This is a genomic window from Dietzia natronolimnaea, from assembly GCF_002289575.1.
Classification (GTDB): Bacteria; Actinomycetota; Actinomycetes; order Mycobacteriales; family Mycobacteriaceae; genus Dietzia; species Dietzia natronolimnaea_A.
In genome coordinates this window covers 71,522-86,378 of record NZ_NTGA01000013.1, presented here as the reverse complement: position 1 = coordinate 86,378, position 14,857 = coordinate 71,522, and the positions used below count along the sequence as shown (strand labels likewise).

Here is a 14,857-nt window from a genome sequence, read left to right as displayed (position 1 = left end):
ATGACCCATCCCGCCCCGGACCGGCCCCGGCAGACCGACGCCCGGCCCCGCCGCACCCGTCCCGCGCGGCTGCGCTGGTCGCAGATCCGGGCCCAGTGGCCGCTCGCGCTGGTCCTGGTCGGGATCGCTGTGTCACTGGGGTTCGTGATGTTCGAGCGGTGGCGCCGTGGGGCGTTCATTCTGGGGATCATGGCCCTGGCCGCCGCGGTGCTGCGCGCGGTGGTGCCGGACGAGCGCGCGCGGCTGCTCGGTGTGCGGGGCAAGGGTTTCGACGTGGCCTTCTACCTGGCGGTCGGCGTGGTCGTGCTCTGGCTCGCCACCTCGATCGACTCGCTCGGGACGGGCTGAGTGGATCTCCTCTGCAGGGTCGGTCTCCGCTGCCAGGTCTAGGTCAGCGGGGCCCAGGTCAGCGGGGCTTAGGTCGTTCAGGCCTAGGTCAGTCGCAGGGGCACGCCCTCGCGGACGTGGTCGCGCACCCCGTTCGACGCGAGCAGCAGTCCCATCGCCACCAGAGCGCACAGGGACAGCACGCTCCCCAGTACCGAGATGAACGTTACGCTGTCCAGCACCATCCGTGCCAGCGTGCTCACGACCAGCAGTGTCACCGCCACCCCGATGACGGCCCGGGCCGCTCGGTGGGCGCGCCACAGCAACACCGCGCCGGTGATGAGCAGCACGCTCAACACCAGTGACGACGCCGCGGTCAGCGCCATCGCGCCGTACTCGGCCGTGTCGTAGCCGCCTCTCGCGGTCGCGGTGATCCCCAACAGGGTGGCGAAGCCGATGGCCCCCCCGATGATGCCGAGACCCACGGCCAGTCCGGTCAGCCCGAGGGCGGCGGTCCGGTTCGGACGGTCACGGTCGGTCATGCGGGTCCTCGCGATCTGTCGGGTGTGCCGTGGGCGGCGAGTTCCATCGTCCTGGCGAGCATGGGGCCCACCACGTCGGATTCGGTGAGGAACCCGTCGTGACCGGCCGGGCTGTCGATCACGACCAGAGGATCTGCACCGGGCAACAGCGCGGCCAGTTCCTCCTGCTGCCGCAGGGGGTAGAGACGGTCGGTGGTCACCCCGCCGATGACGCACGGGACGGGGCAGGAGCGCAGCGCCCGCTCGACCCCCCCGCGGTCCAGGCCCACGTCGTGACGGTTGAGCGCATCGGTGAGCAGCACGTAGCTGCAGGCGTCGAAGCGTGAGACGAGCTTCCCGGCCTGGTGATCGAGATAGGACTGCACGGCGAATCGCCCCGACATCGACAGGTCCTCGCCACGGGGGTCCTCGCCGGGCTGCGGACGGTTGGCGAACCGCTCGTCCAGCTCCACCTCACCCCGGTAGGACAGGTGTGCGATACGTCTCGCGATGCCGAGACCGGTGACAGGAGTGCGGCCGGTGCCGTGATACCCGCCCTGCTGCCAGTGCGGATCAGAAGTCACGGCCATGATTTGCGCGGTCTGCACACCGATCTGATCGGCCGAGGCGCGCGCGCCCACCGCCAGGACACAGCCGGCCCCGACGCGGTCAGGGTGGCCGACCATCCACTCGAGCGCCCTCGCCCCGCCCATGGAACCGCCGACCACCGCGGCCCAACGGTTGATGCCCAGCAGGTCTGCCATGGCCCGCTCGGACTCGACCATGTCCCGGACGGACACGGCGGGGAAGCGGGCACCCCAGTAGTGGCCGTCGGGGTGGAGCGAACTGGGACCCGTCGAACCGCGACACCCTCCGAGTACGTTGACCGACAGGATGCAGTAGTGATCGGTGTCCAGCGGTAACCCGGGGCCGACCAGACCGTTCCACCACCCGGGCGTCGGGTGCAGCGAGTCCACGGAGCCGATCACGTGCGAGTCCCCGGTCAGCGCGTGCTCCACCAGGACGATGTTGGACAGGTCGTCCGCGATCCGGCCCCACCGCTGCACCGCGAGCGAGACCCCCGGGAGGACGACACCCGTGGACAGCGTGAGGTCGCCGATGGCGACACGGCCGAGGGTGCCGTCGCCCGGGGGCAGCAGCGTGAGCGGATCGGTGGGGCGGATCATCCGGTCAGGGATCAGGACAGCGCGGCGAAACCGAGCTCGAGGTCGCCGATGATGTCGTCGACGGCCTCGATGCCCACCGAGAGGCGGATGGTCGCCGTGGTGACCCCGGCGATCGCGTTGGCCTCGGGCGTGCCCTGGGAATGGGTGGTGGTGGCCGGGTGGCACACCAGTGATCGGACGTCACCGATGTTGACCAGGCACGAGTGCAGCTTGAGGGCGTCGATGAACGTCCACGCCCGAGCCTTGACGTCCTCCTCGGACGCGCCCTGCGGCACCGCGAGGTCGAAGGTGACGATGGCGCCCGCCCCCTTGGGGGAGAGCTTCTGCTGCAGGGCGTTGTAGGGCGAGGAGGCCAGTCCGGCGTACTGCACCTTCGCCACGTCCTCGCGCGCCTCGAGCCACTCGGCCACCCGCTGGGCGTTGGCCACGTGGCGCTCGATCCGCAGGCTCAGGGTGTCGATGCCCTGGATGAGGGTCCACGCGTTGAACGGCGAGGCCGCTGCGCCGGTGTCGCGCAGGAGCGTCACGCGGGCCTTGAGCGCGAGGGCCGGTGCACCGAGGTCCGCGTAGACCAGACCGTGGTACGCGGGATCCGGGGTGGTGAAGGAGGGGAACACGTCCTGTCCGTCGCGCTGCACTCGCCAGTCGAACGTGCCACCGTCGACGAGGATGCCGCCGAGCGAGGCGCCGTGGCCGCCGAGGTACTTGGTGACCGAGGAGACGACCACATCCGCCCCCAGCTCCAGCGGACGGATCAGGTAGGGGGTGGCCACGGTGTTGTCGATCACGAGCGGCACCTGGTTGCGGTGCGCGACCTCGGCGATTGCCGGGATGTCGAGGATGTCGTTCAGCGGATTGGAGATCGACTCCCCGTAGAACAACTTGGTGTCGGGCCGCACGGCGGCCTCCCACGAGGCGGGGTCGTCGGGGTTCTCGACGAACGTGGTCTCGATGCCGTACTTGGGGAGCGTGTGCCGCAGCAGCGTGTCGGTACCGCCGTAGAGGCGGGGGGAGGCGACCACGTGGCCACCTGACTGGGCGATGGCCTGGATCACCGCGGTCTCGGCGGCCTGGCCGGACGCGAAGAGCAGACCGGCGACCCCGCCCTCGAGGGACGCGAGGCGATCCTCCACGGCGGCGACCGTGGGGTTGGTGATCCTGGTGTAGATCGGGCCCATCTCGGCGAGCGCGAACCGGTCCGCGGCCTGCTTGGCGTCCGCGAATACGTACGAGGTGGTCTGGTAGATCGGCAGATTGCGGGCACCGGTGTCCGAATCGACCGGCTGCCCGGCGTGGACCTGGCGGGTCTCGAAGGCCCAGTCGGGATTGCTGTTGTCGTACGTCATAGGGGCGGAGCCCCTCCTCTCGTCAGAAGGGTCCGGCCGCGTCACGACAGCGGACCCGCGCTTGCCTGTCACCCGGTCGGGTGGTGGCCAGGTCGTCTCCCGGGGCACCCCACCGCGGTGGAGGGTTGCCGCCCAGCGAGCCGGGGCTTGTCGCTGGAACTCATGACCTGGGGAGAGGTTAGCCTAAGCCGTTCGGCGGCGGCAACGCGGGGTGAGAGTCGGAACTGGCCGCCCCGCCCCCCGAGTCCGGGCGGAACCCCCGGAAGGTCGGCGTCCGACCGGTTACGGTTACCGGACAGTGGTCCATCTCACCGGATGGCCACCACCCGTCGACGCGCGAGCCCCCGAGGAGTCCCACGTGGACCAGAGTCCCCTGATCGATATAGGCCTGCCCATCGCACTGGCGATCATCATGGTCGGCATCGGGCTCAGCCTGACCAAGGAGGACTTCGCGGTCCAGGCGAGGTCGCCGTGGGCGACGATCGTCGGGCTGTTCGGCCAACTGGTCCTGGTTCCGCTGACCGGCGTGGCCGTGGCGCTGGCGTTCGGGCTCTCCCCGATGTTGGCCCTCGGCGTGGTCCTGGTGGCGGCGACGCCCGGAGGCGCGACGTCGAACCTCATCACCTATCTCGCCCGGGGCAACGTCGCACTGTCGGTCATCCTCACCGCCCTGAGCTCCGTGGCCGTGATCCTGACGCTGCCCATGTGGTTCGGGATCGGCGCGCGGCTCATCCCCGGAGCCGCGGACGAAGAGGTCACCGTCCCGCTCGGTCAGACTTTCGGCCTGCTGCTGGGCGTCATCCTCATCCCGGTCCTTCTCGGGATGATCCTCCGCGCGCGTAAGCCCGCCCTGGCGGCCCGGATCGAGCGCTTCGTCGGCATCGTCGGACTCGTCGTGTTGGTGCTGCTCATCGTGGGCATCGTGCTCGGCGAGAGGGACCGGATCGTGGACCTCATCGTGGCCGTGGGGCCTGCGGTGATCGTCCTCAACCTGGCCCTGATCGTGATCGGTGGCCTGCTCGCGTGGATCTGCCGCCTGCGCCGCGCCGAGCAGATCGCGATTGCGGTCGAGTTCGGCATCAAGAACACCACCCTGACCCTGCTCATCGCCTTCACCGTGATCGGCGACGACGAGGTGGGGCTGGCGGCCGCCGTCTACAGCATCGTCATGTACCTCACCGCGTTCCTCGTGGTCTACGGCGGCCGGCGTCTCATGCGCACCGCCGTATAGAGCGTTGCCGCCGTCCCGCCGGGGGTGATCAGTCGATCCGGGACGGGCACCCCGATCGCGGAAGTAAGGTGGTCCAGGCGACGCCACCGTAGTTGAGGAGCCTTCGTGTCAGTGCCGCCCCGTCCTCCGACCACATCGACCGGACGGGGCCTGACGGCGGTGATCGCCGTCCTGTGCCTGTGTGCGCTGATCGCCGGTGCGGGCCTTGCCGGCGCGCCCCGGGTGCTCGGCCAGCAGACGCCGTCGGACGCCTCCCGTGACGGCAGTGCTCCCGGTGATGGCCCTGCTTCTGGTGACGGAAGTGTCGCGATCGTCATGGACGCCTCGAGTTCCATGCTCGAGGCCGATGTGGGCGGCACCCGGTTGGCGGCCGCCCAGTCCGCCGCCCGCGAGCTCGTGGACTCGCTGCCCGAGGGTGCGCGCGTGGGGATGCTGGCGTACGGGACCGAGGAGTCAGACGCATCGGACAACCGGGACGCCGCCTGCCGCGACGTCGTCACGCTCGCTCCCGTCCAGCCCGTCGACAAGGCGGCCCTGACCGATCGGATCGACGGACTGACGGCGCGCGGATACACCCCGATCGGCAATGCCCTGCTCGCCGCGGCGGAAGAGCTTGGGGATGAGGGTGAGCGATCCATCGTCTTGGTCTCGGACGGGCTGGACACCTGCGCGCCGCCGGACCCGTGCGAGGTCGCGGGTGACCTCGCCGGAGCGGGCGTCGACATGACCGTGCACACGGTGGGGTTCCTCGTCGACGATGCGGCGCGGGCCCAGCTCGAGTGCATCGCGGGGGCCACGGGCGGTCGCTTCACCGAGGCCTCCGACGCGGCCTCGCTGTCCGGACAGCTGCAGTTCCTGACGCGTCGGGGCATCGAGGGCTACCAGACGCGCGGGACCCCCTTCGAGATGGGCCTGACCCTGCGTGACGCGCCGATGCTGGGGGAGGGGCTGTATCTCTCCGAGCTCACCGGTGCCGCGATGAGTGGTGGTCGAGGACCCGCCGGCCACCTGGGCTTCGAGATTCCCGACGGGCACATCGCTCACGTGTCGGCGACCCTCATCCCGCCCGTCGACCCCGATCCCACCAGCGGTGTGACGGCCGCGGGCCTGCGGATCGAGGCCGACCACGTCGCGGAGGAGTGCCGGGTGACCGGTTCGGACACGAGTTACGAGGTCGGTGGTGGGTGGAAGTCGCCGGGAGCGACACATCTCGTCATTCCCGCCACGGAGAATGAGCCCGCGTGCAGTCCGGACGGGTACCGCGTGATCGCGCAGCGCACCGGGGTATCGGCCTCCGAGCTCGAGGTCGAGGTGCTGCTCCAGTTCGAGCCCGTGCCCTCCGACGGCGAGATCACCGGATATCCGGCGGTGCAGTCCGTGCCGGCGGACGCTCCGGCCCCGGACTTCGGTGCGGCCGTCCCGGTGGCCGGTGGCACCAGCTTCAACGGTGCGGACGCGGTCGGGCCGGGCACCTACTCCGACGCCCTGGTGCCCGGGGAGACCCGCTTCTACCGGGTCCCGGTGGAGTGGGGCGAACGGCTGGCGCTGGGCCTGCGCGTCCCCGGGTCCGTCCGCGGTGCGCTGGACCACATCCAGCTGGAGGTGGCCAACCCGTTCCGGGTGAAGCCCTCCACCGCGGTCCGAACCACCTTCGAGGACGGACCGGAGGAGGTGTTCCTTCTCGACACGGTCCCGGTTCAGTACCGCAATCGTGACGGCGACCAGGAGATGAGCGTCCAGTCGCAGGCAGGGGAGCACTACATCATGGTGTCACTCAACGACGGGTCAAACTCGCTGCCGCGGGGGATCGAACAGCCCTTCGAACTCGCCGTCGCGATCGACGGCGAGCCCGCCCCGGGACCGGACTGGCGGCCGGTGTTCGGGGACGGTCCCGAGCCGGGTCTGGGCGGTGTGGCCCCGACCGCACCCGATCAGGACCCGACGGCGGTCGACGATGGGTCCGTCGAGGCGGCGGACGAGGGGGCCGAGGGTGGCACGGGCTGGGCGTGGATCGCCGGGGGAGTGCTCGTCGTCGCGCTCGCGGTCGTTGTTGGGGTCGCACTGGTGAGGGGACGGAGGGGTGGCGGGGCTGGTCGGTGAGGGGGCCTGCTCGCGCGGCATGCGTAGCCTGCACGGGTGACCGAGGCACACCCCGCCCCCTCCAGCACCCCGCCTGATCCGCGCGGTGGCGTCTCCGCACGCCGAGTGTCGTTCGCGATCCTCGCCCTCGCCCTCGGCGGGTTCGGGATCGGCGTCACCGAGTTCGCGGCAATGGGTCTGCTCAGGTCGATCGCCAACGACTTCGGGCTCACCGAACCCCAGGCCGGGCACGTGATCACCGCGTACGCACTCGGGGTGGTCGTGGGCGCACCGTTGCTGACCGTGTGGACCGCCCGGTGGCGCCGCCGCACCCTGCTCCTGGTGCTCATGGGGCTGTTCACGGTAGGCAACACCGCCGCCGCCTTCGCCCCCTCCGCGGAGATCCTGGTGGCCGCCCGCTTCCTGGCCGGAATCCCGCACGGGGCCTACTTCGGCGTGGCATCGCTGGTGGCGGCCTCGCTCGCGGGCCCGGGTAAGCAGGCACGGGCGGTGTCGTTGGTCCTGCTGGGCCTGTCGGTGGCGACGGTGATCGGAGTCCCCGCGGCCACCGGGCTGGGCGAGGCCGCGGGGTGGCAGGCGGCCTTCCTCGCGGTCGGGTTGATAGGCGCACTGACCGTGGCGGCGATCTTCGTCGTCGTCCCCGAACCGCAGGGCGCGGTGGAGGTCAGGGCGCGGGAGGAACTGGCCGCGCTGGCCCGCCCCCAGATCCTGGCGACGCTCGCCGTGGGCGCGGTCGGATTCGGCGGCATGTTCGCGGTCTACACTTACATCCAGTGGACGATGGTCGACATCGCGGGGATCGACCGAGCGTGGATGCCCGCCGTCCTGGCCGTCTACGGTCTCGGCATGGTGGCCGGCAACCTCGTGGGCGGTGTGGTCGCGGACCGGGATCTCGACCGCGGGTTGGTGGCGATCGCCACGGCCATGACTGCGGTCCTCGCCCTGTTCGCGGTGGCCGCCCATCATCCGGCCACGGCGCTGGTGGGCCTGTTCCTCGTGGGGGCGACGGGCTCGGCACTCGTGCCCGGACTGCAGGCCCGGCTGATGAAGTACGCCGGCCGGGGACAGACGTTGGCGGCCGCGCTCAATCACTCGGCGCTCAACGCCGCCAACGCGTCGGGGGCGTGGCTCGGCGGAGTGGTGATCGCGCTGGGCTTCGGCTACACGTCCCCCGCCCTCGCGGGAGCAACCCTGGCGGCGGTCGGACTGGCGATCCTCGTGGGCGCGGTCGCGGCCGCCCGCCGATCGGAGCGGGACGAGGTCATGACGGGTCGGTAGCCTGATCGGCGTGAGCCTCACCATCAGCACCGTCAACGTCAACGGGATCCGCGCCGCCGTCAAGCAGCGATCGGAGACCAACCTCGGATTCCTGCCCTGGCTGGAGGGTAGCGGCGCCGACGTGGTCGCACTCCAGGAGGTCCGCGCGGACGAGGACCAGACCCGCAAGGCCCTGGCCCCGGCCCTCGACGCCGGCTGGCATCTGATCGGCTCGGCCTCCTCGCTCAAGGGCCGGGCCGGCGTGGCACTGTTGTCCCGTCACGAGCCCTCCGAGGTGCGCATCGGTCACGGCGATCCGGAATTCGACGAGTCCGGCCGCTACATCGAGGCCGTGTACCCCGGTGCCGTCGACGGGGAGACCATCACCGTGGCCAGCCTCTACCTGCCCTCGGGGTCGGCCGACACCCCCAAGCAGGACGAGAAGGACCGCTTCATGGCGAGCTTCCGGGAGCACCTGGCCGAGAGCGCGGAGATCGTCGGCAGCCGGGACGGCCACGAGATGATCGTCTGCGGTGACTGGAACATCGCCCACCGCGAGGCGGATCTGAAGAACCACAAGGGCAACCACAAGAGCTCCGGCTTCCTGCCCCACGAGCGCGAGTGGATGTCCGAACTGTTCGCCGACGCCAGCGGCTGGACGGACATCGTCCGCCATCGCCGCCCCGACGAGATCGGCCCGTACTCCTGGTGGAGCCAGCGGGGCAAGGCCTTCGACAACGACGCGGGCTGGCGCATCGACTACCACGTGGTGACCGACGGGCTGGTCGAGCGCGCCGTGTCCGACCGGGTGGATCGCGCGAGCGCCTACGACATGCGGTGGTCCGACCACGCGCCGGTGACCGTCGTCTACGAGTGACGACGACAACGGCGACGATGGCCGGCCGGCCCGCGGTCCCGGATGCTGCGGATCGGGCGGCCCCGTAGCCTCGGCTCATGCCGAAGTACGCCACCGCAGACCGCCCTGACCGGACGGGGCTCGACGAGTTCCTCCGCCCCCGGCACCGCGCCGTCCTCATCACCCGCAGGTCCTCCGGCGGGCTGCAGACCTCGCCCGTGACCTGCGGCGTCGACTCCGAGGGCAGACTCGTCGTGGCCACCTACCCGCAGCGGGCGAAGGTGATCAACATCCGCCGCGACCCGGCCGTGAACGTATGCGTCCTGTCCGACGAGTTCGACGGCCCGTACGTCCACCTCGACGGCACCGCGGAGATCGTGGACCTGCCCGAGGCCGTCGAGCCGCTGGTCGAGTACTTCCGCAGCGTCGCCGGCGAGCACGACGACTGGGACGAGTACCGCGCGGCCATGATGCGACAGGGCAAATGCCTCATCCGGGTGACGATCGACGACTGGGGTCCGGTCGCCACGGGCGGGTTCCCGCCCGAGCCGGACCAGCCCACGGGCAGATGAGGGCGTGAGTGGGGCTCCGGGGGCACCGTGGAAAGATGGACGCCATGTCTGAGCAGTCCTCGACCGTCTCTCCCGCCCCTACGACGGGGCCGTCCGAGGCGGCAGCCCCCGCGAAGCGCCAGCGCGTCCTGTCCGGCATCCAGCCGACCGCCGATTCGTACCACCTCGGCAACTACCTGGGCGCCGTGCGGCAGTGGGTCGAGCTCCAGGACGAGTACGACGCGTACTACTTCATCCCGGACCTGCACGCGATCACGGTCAAGCAGGATCCCAAGGAGCTGCGGGAGCGGGTCTACCGCGGGTGCGCGCAGTTGCTCGCCCTGGGGGTGGATCCCGCCCGCTCGGTGCTGTTCGTGCAGTCGCATGTGCCCGAACACGCGGAGCTGGCGTGGGTGTTGGGGTGTATCACCGGGTACGGCGAGGCCGCACGGATGACACAGTTCAAGGACAAGTCGTCAAAACACGGCACGGACGGAACGACCGTCGGGTTGTTCACCTACCCGGTCCTCATGGCCGCCGACATCCTGCTCTACCGCCCGCACCTCGTCCCGGTGGGGGAGGATCAGCGGCAGCATCTCGAGCTGACCCGCGACCTGGCGATGCGGTTCAACTCCCGCTTCAAGAAGACCTTCGTGGTCCCCGAGGGCAAGATCCTCGAGGGCTCGGCCAAGATCTACGATCTGCAGGACCCCACGGCCAAGATGAGCAAGTCGGGGGAGAACCCCAAGGGGATCGTCAACCTGCTCGACGACCCCAAGGTCTCCGCCAAGCGTATCCGCAGCGCGGTGACCGACTCCGACGGTGACATCCGATTCGACCGTGAGATGAAGCCGGGCGTGTCCAACCTCTTGACCATCCAGTCGGCGTTCACGGGGCGGCCGGTGGCGGATCTCGTGGCGGACTACCAGACCTCGGGGGCGGGGTACGGCGCCCTCAAGACCGACACCGCCGACGCGCTCGAGTCATTCGTCACCCCGTTGCGCGCCCGCTTCGACGAGTACATGTCGGACAGGGGCCAACTCGAGCAGATCCTCGCTGACGGCGCGGACCGGGCGAGGGCAGTGGCGGGCCCGGTCCTCTCGCAGGTGTACCAGACGGTCGGTTTCACGGCACCGCGCCGCGGGTGAACCGCCGGCCATCTGCGCCCACTTGGTGAAGAATTTTCTATACAGATGTAGCTTTACGGCGACGAAACCCATGTTTACGGTAGTGATCGCACGGTGAAACACCGGGGTTACTTTACAACTCTAGAGTCATTGTCAGCTCGACGGGGAGAGGATCCCGTCGGGTAACACATCACCTGTAGGGAGTCGAAACATGGGTCTAGTCGCCGGTTTGATCGGAATCGTGGGGGATCTGCTCCACCTGCTGCTGGGTGGCCTGTAGGCCGCGAGCCCACACTCGACTGACGGCGCCCCTCTCCAGACGTGGAGAGGGGCGCCGTTTCGTATGCAGGTCCGCTCAGGCCTCGGCGGTCCCCTGCTGGAAGGTCTGCCGCCAGGAGTCCCGAGAGCGTACCCACACCGAGCTGCGCAGGATCTGCCCGCCACGGGAACGCTCCCGCCACACGAGCAGGACCGTGTCCGAGGTCAGTTGCCGCGCCTCGATGATCTCCATCGTCCGTTCTCCGGAGGCCTGATCGGGTGATCCGCAGGCGGCGAGCCTGTCGGCGCGTGACCACACTTCTCCACGGGCGCACACGTGGCTCCACGAGGGGTCCAGGAGTTCCTCGAGTCGGCGTCGGTCGGCTCGGACGGCATCGTCGAGCAGCGACCGTTCGAGCGCCGCCACGAGATCGACGGCCGACTCGCCGGACGCGGCGGGCGCCGGATCCGCGAGGCTGAACAGGCCCGGCTCGGCATCCGCGGGACCACTCTCGCCGTCAGTCGTGGCTGACGCGGGTCGGGTCGCCACCCTCATCTCGCGCCGCGCGTCCCCGTCGACCGCAGGGGGCACGGCCGGGTCGTCACCCGCGCCGACCGACCGCGCGCCGGGGAAACCGGGGCCGGCCTCGGGCTCACGACGCGCCGCATGCGCCTTGGCGGCTCCGTTGGCGAGGAGGTCCGCTTTCTCGTTGAGCTCGTGTCCGGCGTGCCCCTTGACCCATTCGAAGGTGACAGCGCGGCCCACCATGGCCTCGTCGAGCGCCTTCATGACCTGGACGTTGAGAACCGGCTTCCCGTCGGCCTTCTTCCATCCCTTGCGCTTCCACCCGGCCATCCACTTGGTCACCGAGTTGATGACGTACTGCGAGTCGCACAGGACGTGGAGCGGCTCGGGGGAGTGCGCGGTCTGGCGGAGGAGGTCCAGGACGGCGGTGAGTTCACCCTGGTTGTTCGTGCCCCTGGCCCACCCGCCGCATCGCCATCGCGACTCGTCGATGTACCAGGCCCATCCGGCAGGGCCGGGGTTTCCGAGAGCGGAGCCGTCCGCGGCGGCGATGATCGTCACGTCGAGCGATCCTGCCACCGTGACCGGTGGGGGAGCCCACCGGCCACGGTCATCGGGTCACCTGGGGGCTCATCCCTGCAGTTCGCCGTCCTCGATGCCGTCCAGGTCGATCATCGGCGAGCGCCTGTGCTCATCGAGCCGGGCGGCGCGGGCGGCCTCCCGCATCTCGATCCCGTCGGTGACGAAGTCACCGATCTCCTTGGCGATGGACCCCACCGCGTCGGTGATGATGACGGCGATCCGGCCGACGAGTGACGCCCCCGCCTGGACACCTGCCTGGACCTGGTCCTTGTTGCGCTCGAAGTCGCTCATCGGATCCGCTCCCTTCGTCAGTGGTGTCCACGAAGGTACCCCGGCTCAGGCCGCCGGTGTCACCTTCCTGCGCTCGATGAGCACGGCCGGGGTATCCGCCGGGGTGGGCGGCAGTGGCAGGGCCAACCGGAACATCTTGACCCACACGTTCGTCACCTGCTTCCACAGCGGGCCGGTCGTGTACGGCAGTCCGTGCTCCTCGCAGATCGCCCGCACCTCTTCGGCGATCTCGGGGTAGCGGTGGGCGGGCAGGTCGGGGAAGAGGTGGTGCTCGATCTGGTGCGAGAGGTTCCCGGTGGCGAGGTGCATGAACGGGCTGCCCGAGATGTTGGCCGAGCCGAGCATCTGCCGCACGTACCACTCGCCACGGGTCTCCTCGGCGGTCTCCTCCTGAGTGAACACCTGTGCGCCGGAGGGGAAGTGGCCGCAGAAGATCACCGAGAACGCCCAGACGTTGCGGACGAGGTTGGCGGTCAGGTTGCCGGCGAAGGTGAGCGGGAACAGCGGTCCGGTGAGCGCGGGGTGGACGATGTAGTCCTTGGCGACCTGGCCGCGGACCTTGCCCCACCAGCCGGCGAGCAGGCCCTTGACGTCCGACCACTTGCGCTTGCCCTTGAGGACGTTGTCGTACTCGAGGTCGTGGAGCATGACGCCCCACTCGAACAGCATCATGAGCGCGAACGCGTAGGCGGGGTTACCGAGGCGCAGGGGGGTCCACTTCTGCTCGTACTCCATGCGCAGGATCCCGTATCCGATGTCCCGGTCCAGATCCAGGATGTTGGTGTGGGTGTGATGCATGTAGTTGTGCGAGTGGCGCCACTGGTCGGACGGGCATACGTTGTCCCACTCGAAGCTGGACGAGTGGAGCATGTCGTCACGCATCCAGTCGTACTGGCCGTGCATGACGTTGTGGCCGATCTCCATGTTGTCGAGAATCTTCGAGGCGCTCAGCGCGGCCACCCCTGCGAGCCACGCGGGCGGCAGGAATCCGAGGAACATCAGGGCGCGCCCGGTCAACTCGAGTCGACGCTGCATGCGGACGACACGAAGGATGTAGTCGCGGTCGGCGGTCCCGAGGTCGGCCACCACCCGGTCGCGGATGGCGTCGAGTTCACGTCCGATGATCTCCACCGACTCGGCGGACAGGACGATCGGTTCGGGGCCGGCGGCGGTGGCACCGGACTCGGCCTTGCCGGACGTCGGGGTGCTGGACTTCGAGGTGCTGGACTTCGACTTGCTGGAGCGGAAGCTGGGGATCTGTAGGAGTGTCATGATGAGAATCCTTCCGGGTGTTCCGGTGGGTCGTACCGGTACGTCGGTCGTGGGAGCGTGACTGGTGTCCGGGGCGGTCAGAGCTCGATCTCGACGTCGCCCACGGGCGCGGAGACGCAGATCTGGACCAGACAGCCGGGTTCGGTGTCGACCTCTCCGGTCCTCAGGTCGCGGGTGGCGCCGGAGACACGGACGGCGGTGCAGGTGTGGCAGATGCCCATCCTGCACCCGTGCTTCGGGGACAGGCCCGCGGCCTCCGCGCCCTCCAGCAGGGTGGTGCCGGGGTTGTGGGCGGACACCCCGCTTCTGACGTGGGTGACGGTGCCCCCGTCCCCCTCGGGAACGGGGCCGGTGGAGGCGGTGAACCGCTCGCGGAGGACTTCCGCGTAGCGATCGGCTCCCAGGGTGTCCGCCAGGCCGTCGGCGAGGCCGTCGGGGCCACAGAGGAAGACGGTGGCGTCGGAGTGCCACGGCGCCACGTCGTCGAGGTGGTCCGCAGTGAGGTGGCCGACCAGGTCCCCCGACACCGGGTCCGAGGGCGCTGTCGGGTCGGGGTCCGAGGTGGCGACCACCCGGACCTCGACCCCGGCGCGCGAGAGTTCACGAATCCGGTCGCGGAACGGGACGTCCTCGACCCGGCGCGCATAGTGCAGCCAGGCCACCCGGCCGGTGGCGCCGTCGCCGCAGTGGCCCTCCCCGACGAGCGTCGAGGCGATGGAGAGCATCGGGGTGATACCGCTGCCGCCGCTGACGAGCAGCACGTCGGTCGGGCGCGACTCCGGCAGGGTGACCTCCCCGACGGGATTGCCGAGGAGAAGACGCATCCCGGGTGCGGCCTCGGACCACAGATACTCCGAGACCACGCCTCCCGGATGGCGTCGGACGGCGATCGTCGCGAGGCCGTCGGATCGGGTGGCGGGATCGACCGGGGAGTAGTGACGGCGCTGGACGACGCCGTCGACCACCACGCCGATCTCGAGAGCGGCTCCGGGGGCGGGCCGGTCGACCCCCGCCGGGAGACGCAGTGTGATGACGGTGACGTCGGCGACGGGGCGGTCCACGGCGACGACCGTCGCCCCGGTCGGGTCGTCGGACCAGTTCACTCCGAGGGAGCGGACGTAGTGCTCGACAGGGTGCGGAGTGAGCAGGGTGCGGGTGATCCCGCGGGAGAAGAGTCTGCTGATGGTCGGGGCGGTCATGGGGACCTCCGGGAAGTAGCGGTCGGTGTGGTCGTGCGCCATCGGACGCGGCCTACTGCCGTCCGGTGCGGCCCCGACCTCGAAGCCGTGGTCGCACCACGGGGGCGTATCCATCCGGTTCGACCACCGGACGAGTTTGAGTGTACAGACGTTCTCTGAAATGAGAAGAGGGCTCCTTGTGTCTTCTGGGTCACAGTGCGCCGGGGGTCCCCGACGTGCCTGTTCG

General features: G+C 69.9%; 14 protein-coding genes and 1 riboswitch. Of the genes, 7 read left to right on the top strand and 7 right to left on the bottom strand.

The window, feature by feature from the left end; translation table 11 throughout:
- Nucleotides 1-348, top strand: coding sequence for a DUF3017 domain-containing protein (locus CEY15_RS07150; RefSeq protein WP_017837185.1), 348 nt, complete (start codon nt 1-3; stop codon nt 346-348).
- 83 nt (nt 349-431) lie between these two features.
- On the opposite strand, the gene CEY15_RS07145 is transcribed toward CEY15_RS07150, so the two are convergent.
- From CEY15_RS07145 to CEY15_RS07135, 3 genes are read right to left on the bottom strand one after another with little or no spacing between them, the layout of a single operon-like run.
- Nucleotides 432-869: a hypothetical protein gene (locus CEY15_RS07145; RefSeq protein ID WP_095717856.1), complete on the bottom strand. Its 438-nt coding sequence runs from the start codon at nt 867-869 to the stop codon at nt 432-434.
- The gene (metX, locus tag CEY15_RS07140) at nt 866-2,035 is read right to left on the bottom strand and encodes a homoserine O-acetyltransferase MetX (RefSeq protein ID WP_095717855.1); all 1,170 of its coding nucleotides are present in this window, start codon (nt 2,033-2,035) and stop codon (nt 866-868) included. Before metX ends, CEY15_RS07145 begins: the two co-directional genes overlap by 4 nt.
- A gap of 11 nt (nt 2,036-2,046) precedes the next feature.
- Entirely contained in the window at nt 2,047-3,381 is a 1,335-nt protein-coding gene (locus CEY15_RS07135) for an O-acetylhomoserine aminocarboxypropyltransferase/cysteine synthase family protein (protein ID WP_095717854.1), read from the bottom strand.
- Nucleotides 3,382-3,433: 52 nt separating this feature from the next.
- A riboswitch (SAM riboswitch) is annotated at nt 3,434-3,549 on the bottom strand.
- 190 nt (nt 3,550-3,739) lie between these two features.
- Here CEY15_RS07135 and CEY15_RS07130 point away from each other — a divergent pair.
- The 6 genes from CEY15_RS07130 (at nt 3,740) to trpS (ending at nt 10,524) form a co-directional block, all read left to right on the top strand.
- A complete protein-coding gene (locus tag CEY15_RS07130; protein ID WP_017837181.1) occupies nt 3,740-4,612 on the top strand; it encodes a bile acid:sodium symporter family protein in 873 nt (290 codons plus the stop codon).
- A gap of 105 nt (nt 4,613-4,717) precedes the next feature.
- Nucleotides 4,718-6,712 (top strand): vWA domain-containing protein, encoded by a 1,995-nt coding sequence (locus CEY15_RS07125; protein WP_141244221.1) that lies wholly within the window; start codon nt 4,718-4,720, stop codon nt 6,710-6,712.
- Nucleotides 6,713-6,748: 36 nt separating this feature from the next.
- On the top strand, nt 6,749-7,990 hold the full coding sequence (locus CEY15_RS07120; RefSeq protein WP_245847361.1) for an MFS transporter: 1,242 nt from the start codon (nt 6,749-6,751) through the stop codon (nt 7,988-7,990).
- A 10-nt stretch (nt 7,991-8,000) separates the two neighbouring features.
- Nucleotides 8,001-8,846: an exodeoxyribonuclease III gene (locus tag CEY15_RS07115; RefSeq protein WP_095717851.1), complete on the top strand. Its 846-nt coding sequence runs from the start codon at nt 8,001-8,003 to the stop codon at nt 8,844-8,846.
- A gap of 77 nt (nt 8,847-8,923) precedes the next feature.
- Nucleotides 8,924-9,397, top strand: coding sequence for a PPOX class F420-dependent oxidoreductase (locus CEY15_RS07110; RefSeq protein WP_095717850.1), 474 nt, complete (start codon nt 8,924-8,926; stop codon nt 9,395-9,397).
- Nucleotides 9,398-9,441: 44 nt separating this feature from the next.
- Nucleotides 9,442-10,524: a tryptophan--tRNA ligase gene (trpS, locus tag CEY15_RS07105; protein ID WP_245847371.1), complete on the top strand. Its 1,083-nt coding sequence runs from the start codon at nt 9,442-9,444 to the stop codon at nt 10,522-10,524.
- Nucleotides 10,525-10,858: 334 nt separating this feature from the next.
- Here the strand turns inward: trpS and CEY15_RS07100 are convergent, their stop codons facing one another.
- From CEY15_RS07100 to CEY15_RS07085, 4 genes are all read right to left on the bottom strand, one after another.
- Nucleotides 10,859-11,848, bottom strand: a complete 990-nt coding sequence (locus tag CEY15_RS07100) for a ribonuclease HI family protein (RefSeq protein WP_095717849.1) — start codon at nt 11,846-11,848, stop codon at nt 10,859-10,861.
- A 69-nt stretch (nt 11,849-11,917) separates the two neighbouring features.
- Nucleotides 11,918-12,160 (bottom strand): hypothetical protein, encoded by a 243-nt coding sequence (locus CEY15_RS07095; protein WP_095717848.1) that lies wholly within the window; start codon nt 12,158-12,160, stop codon nt 11,918-11,920.
- Between the two features lie 45 nt (nt 12,161-12,205).
- Complete coding sequence (locus CEY15_RS07090; RefSeq protein ID WP_095717847.1) at nt 12,206-13,432, bottom strand: fatty acid desaturase family protein; 1,227 nt, start codon at nt 13,430-13,432, stop codon at nt 12,206-12,208.
- A gap of 77 nt (nt 13,433-13,509) precedes the next feature.
- Complete coding sequence (locus CEY15_RS07085) at nt 13,510-14,745, bottom strand: flavin reductase family protein (RefSeq protein ID WP_245847359.1); 1,236 nt, start codon at nt 14,743-14,745, stop codon at nt 13,510-13,512.
- Nucleotides 14,746-14,857: the final 112 nt, after the last annotated feature.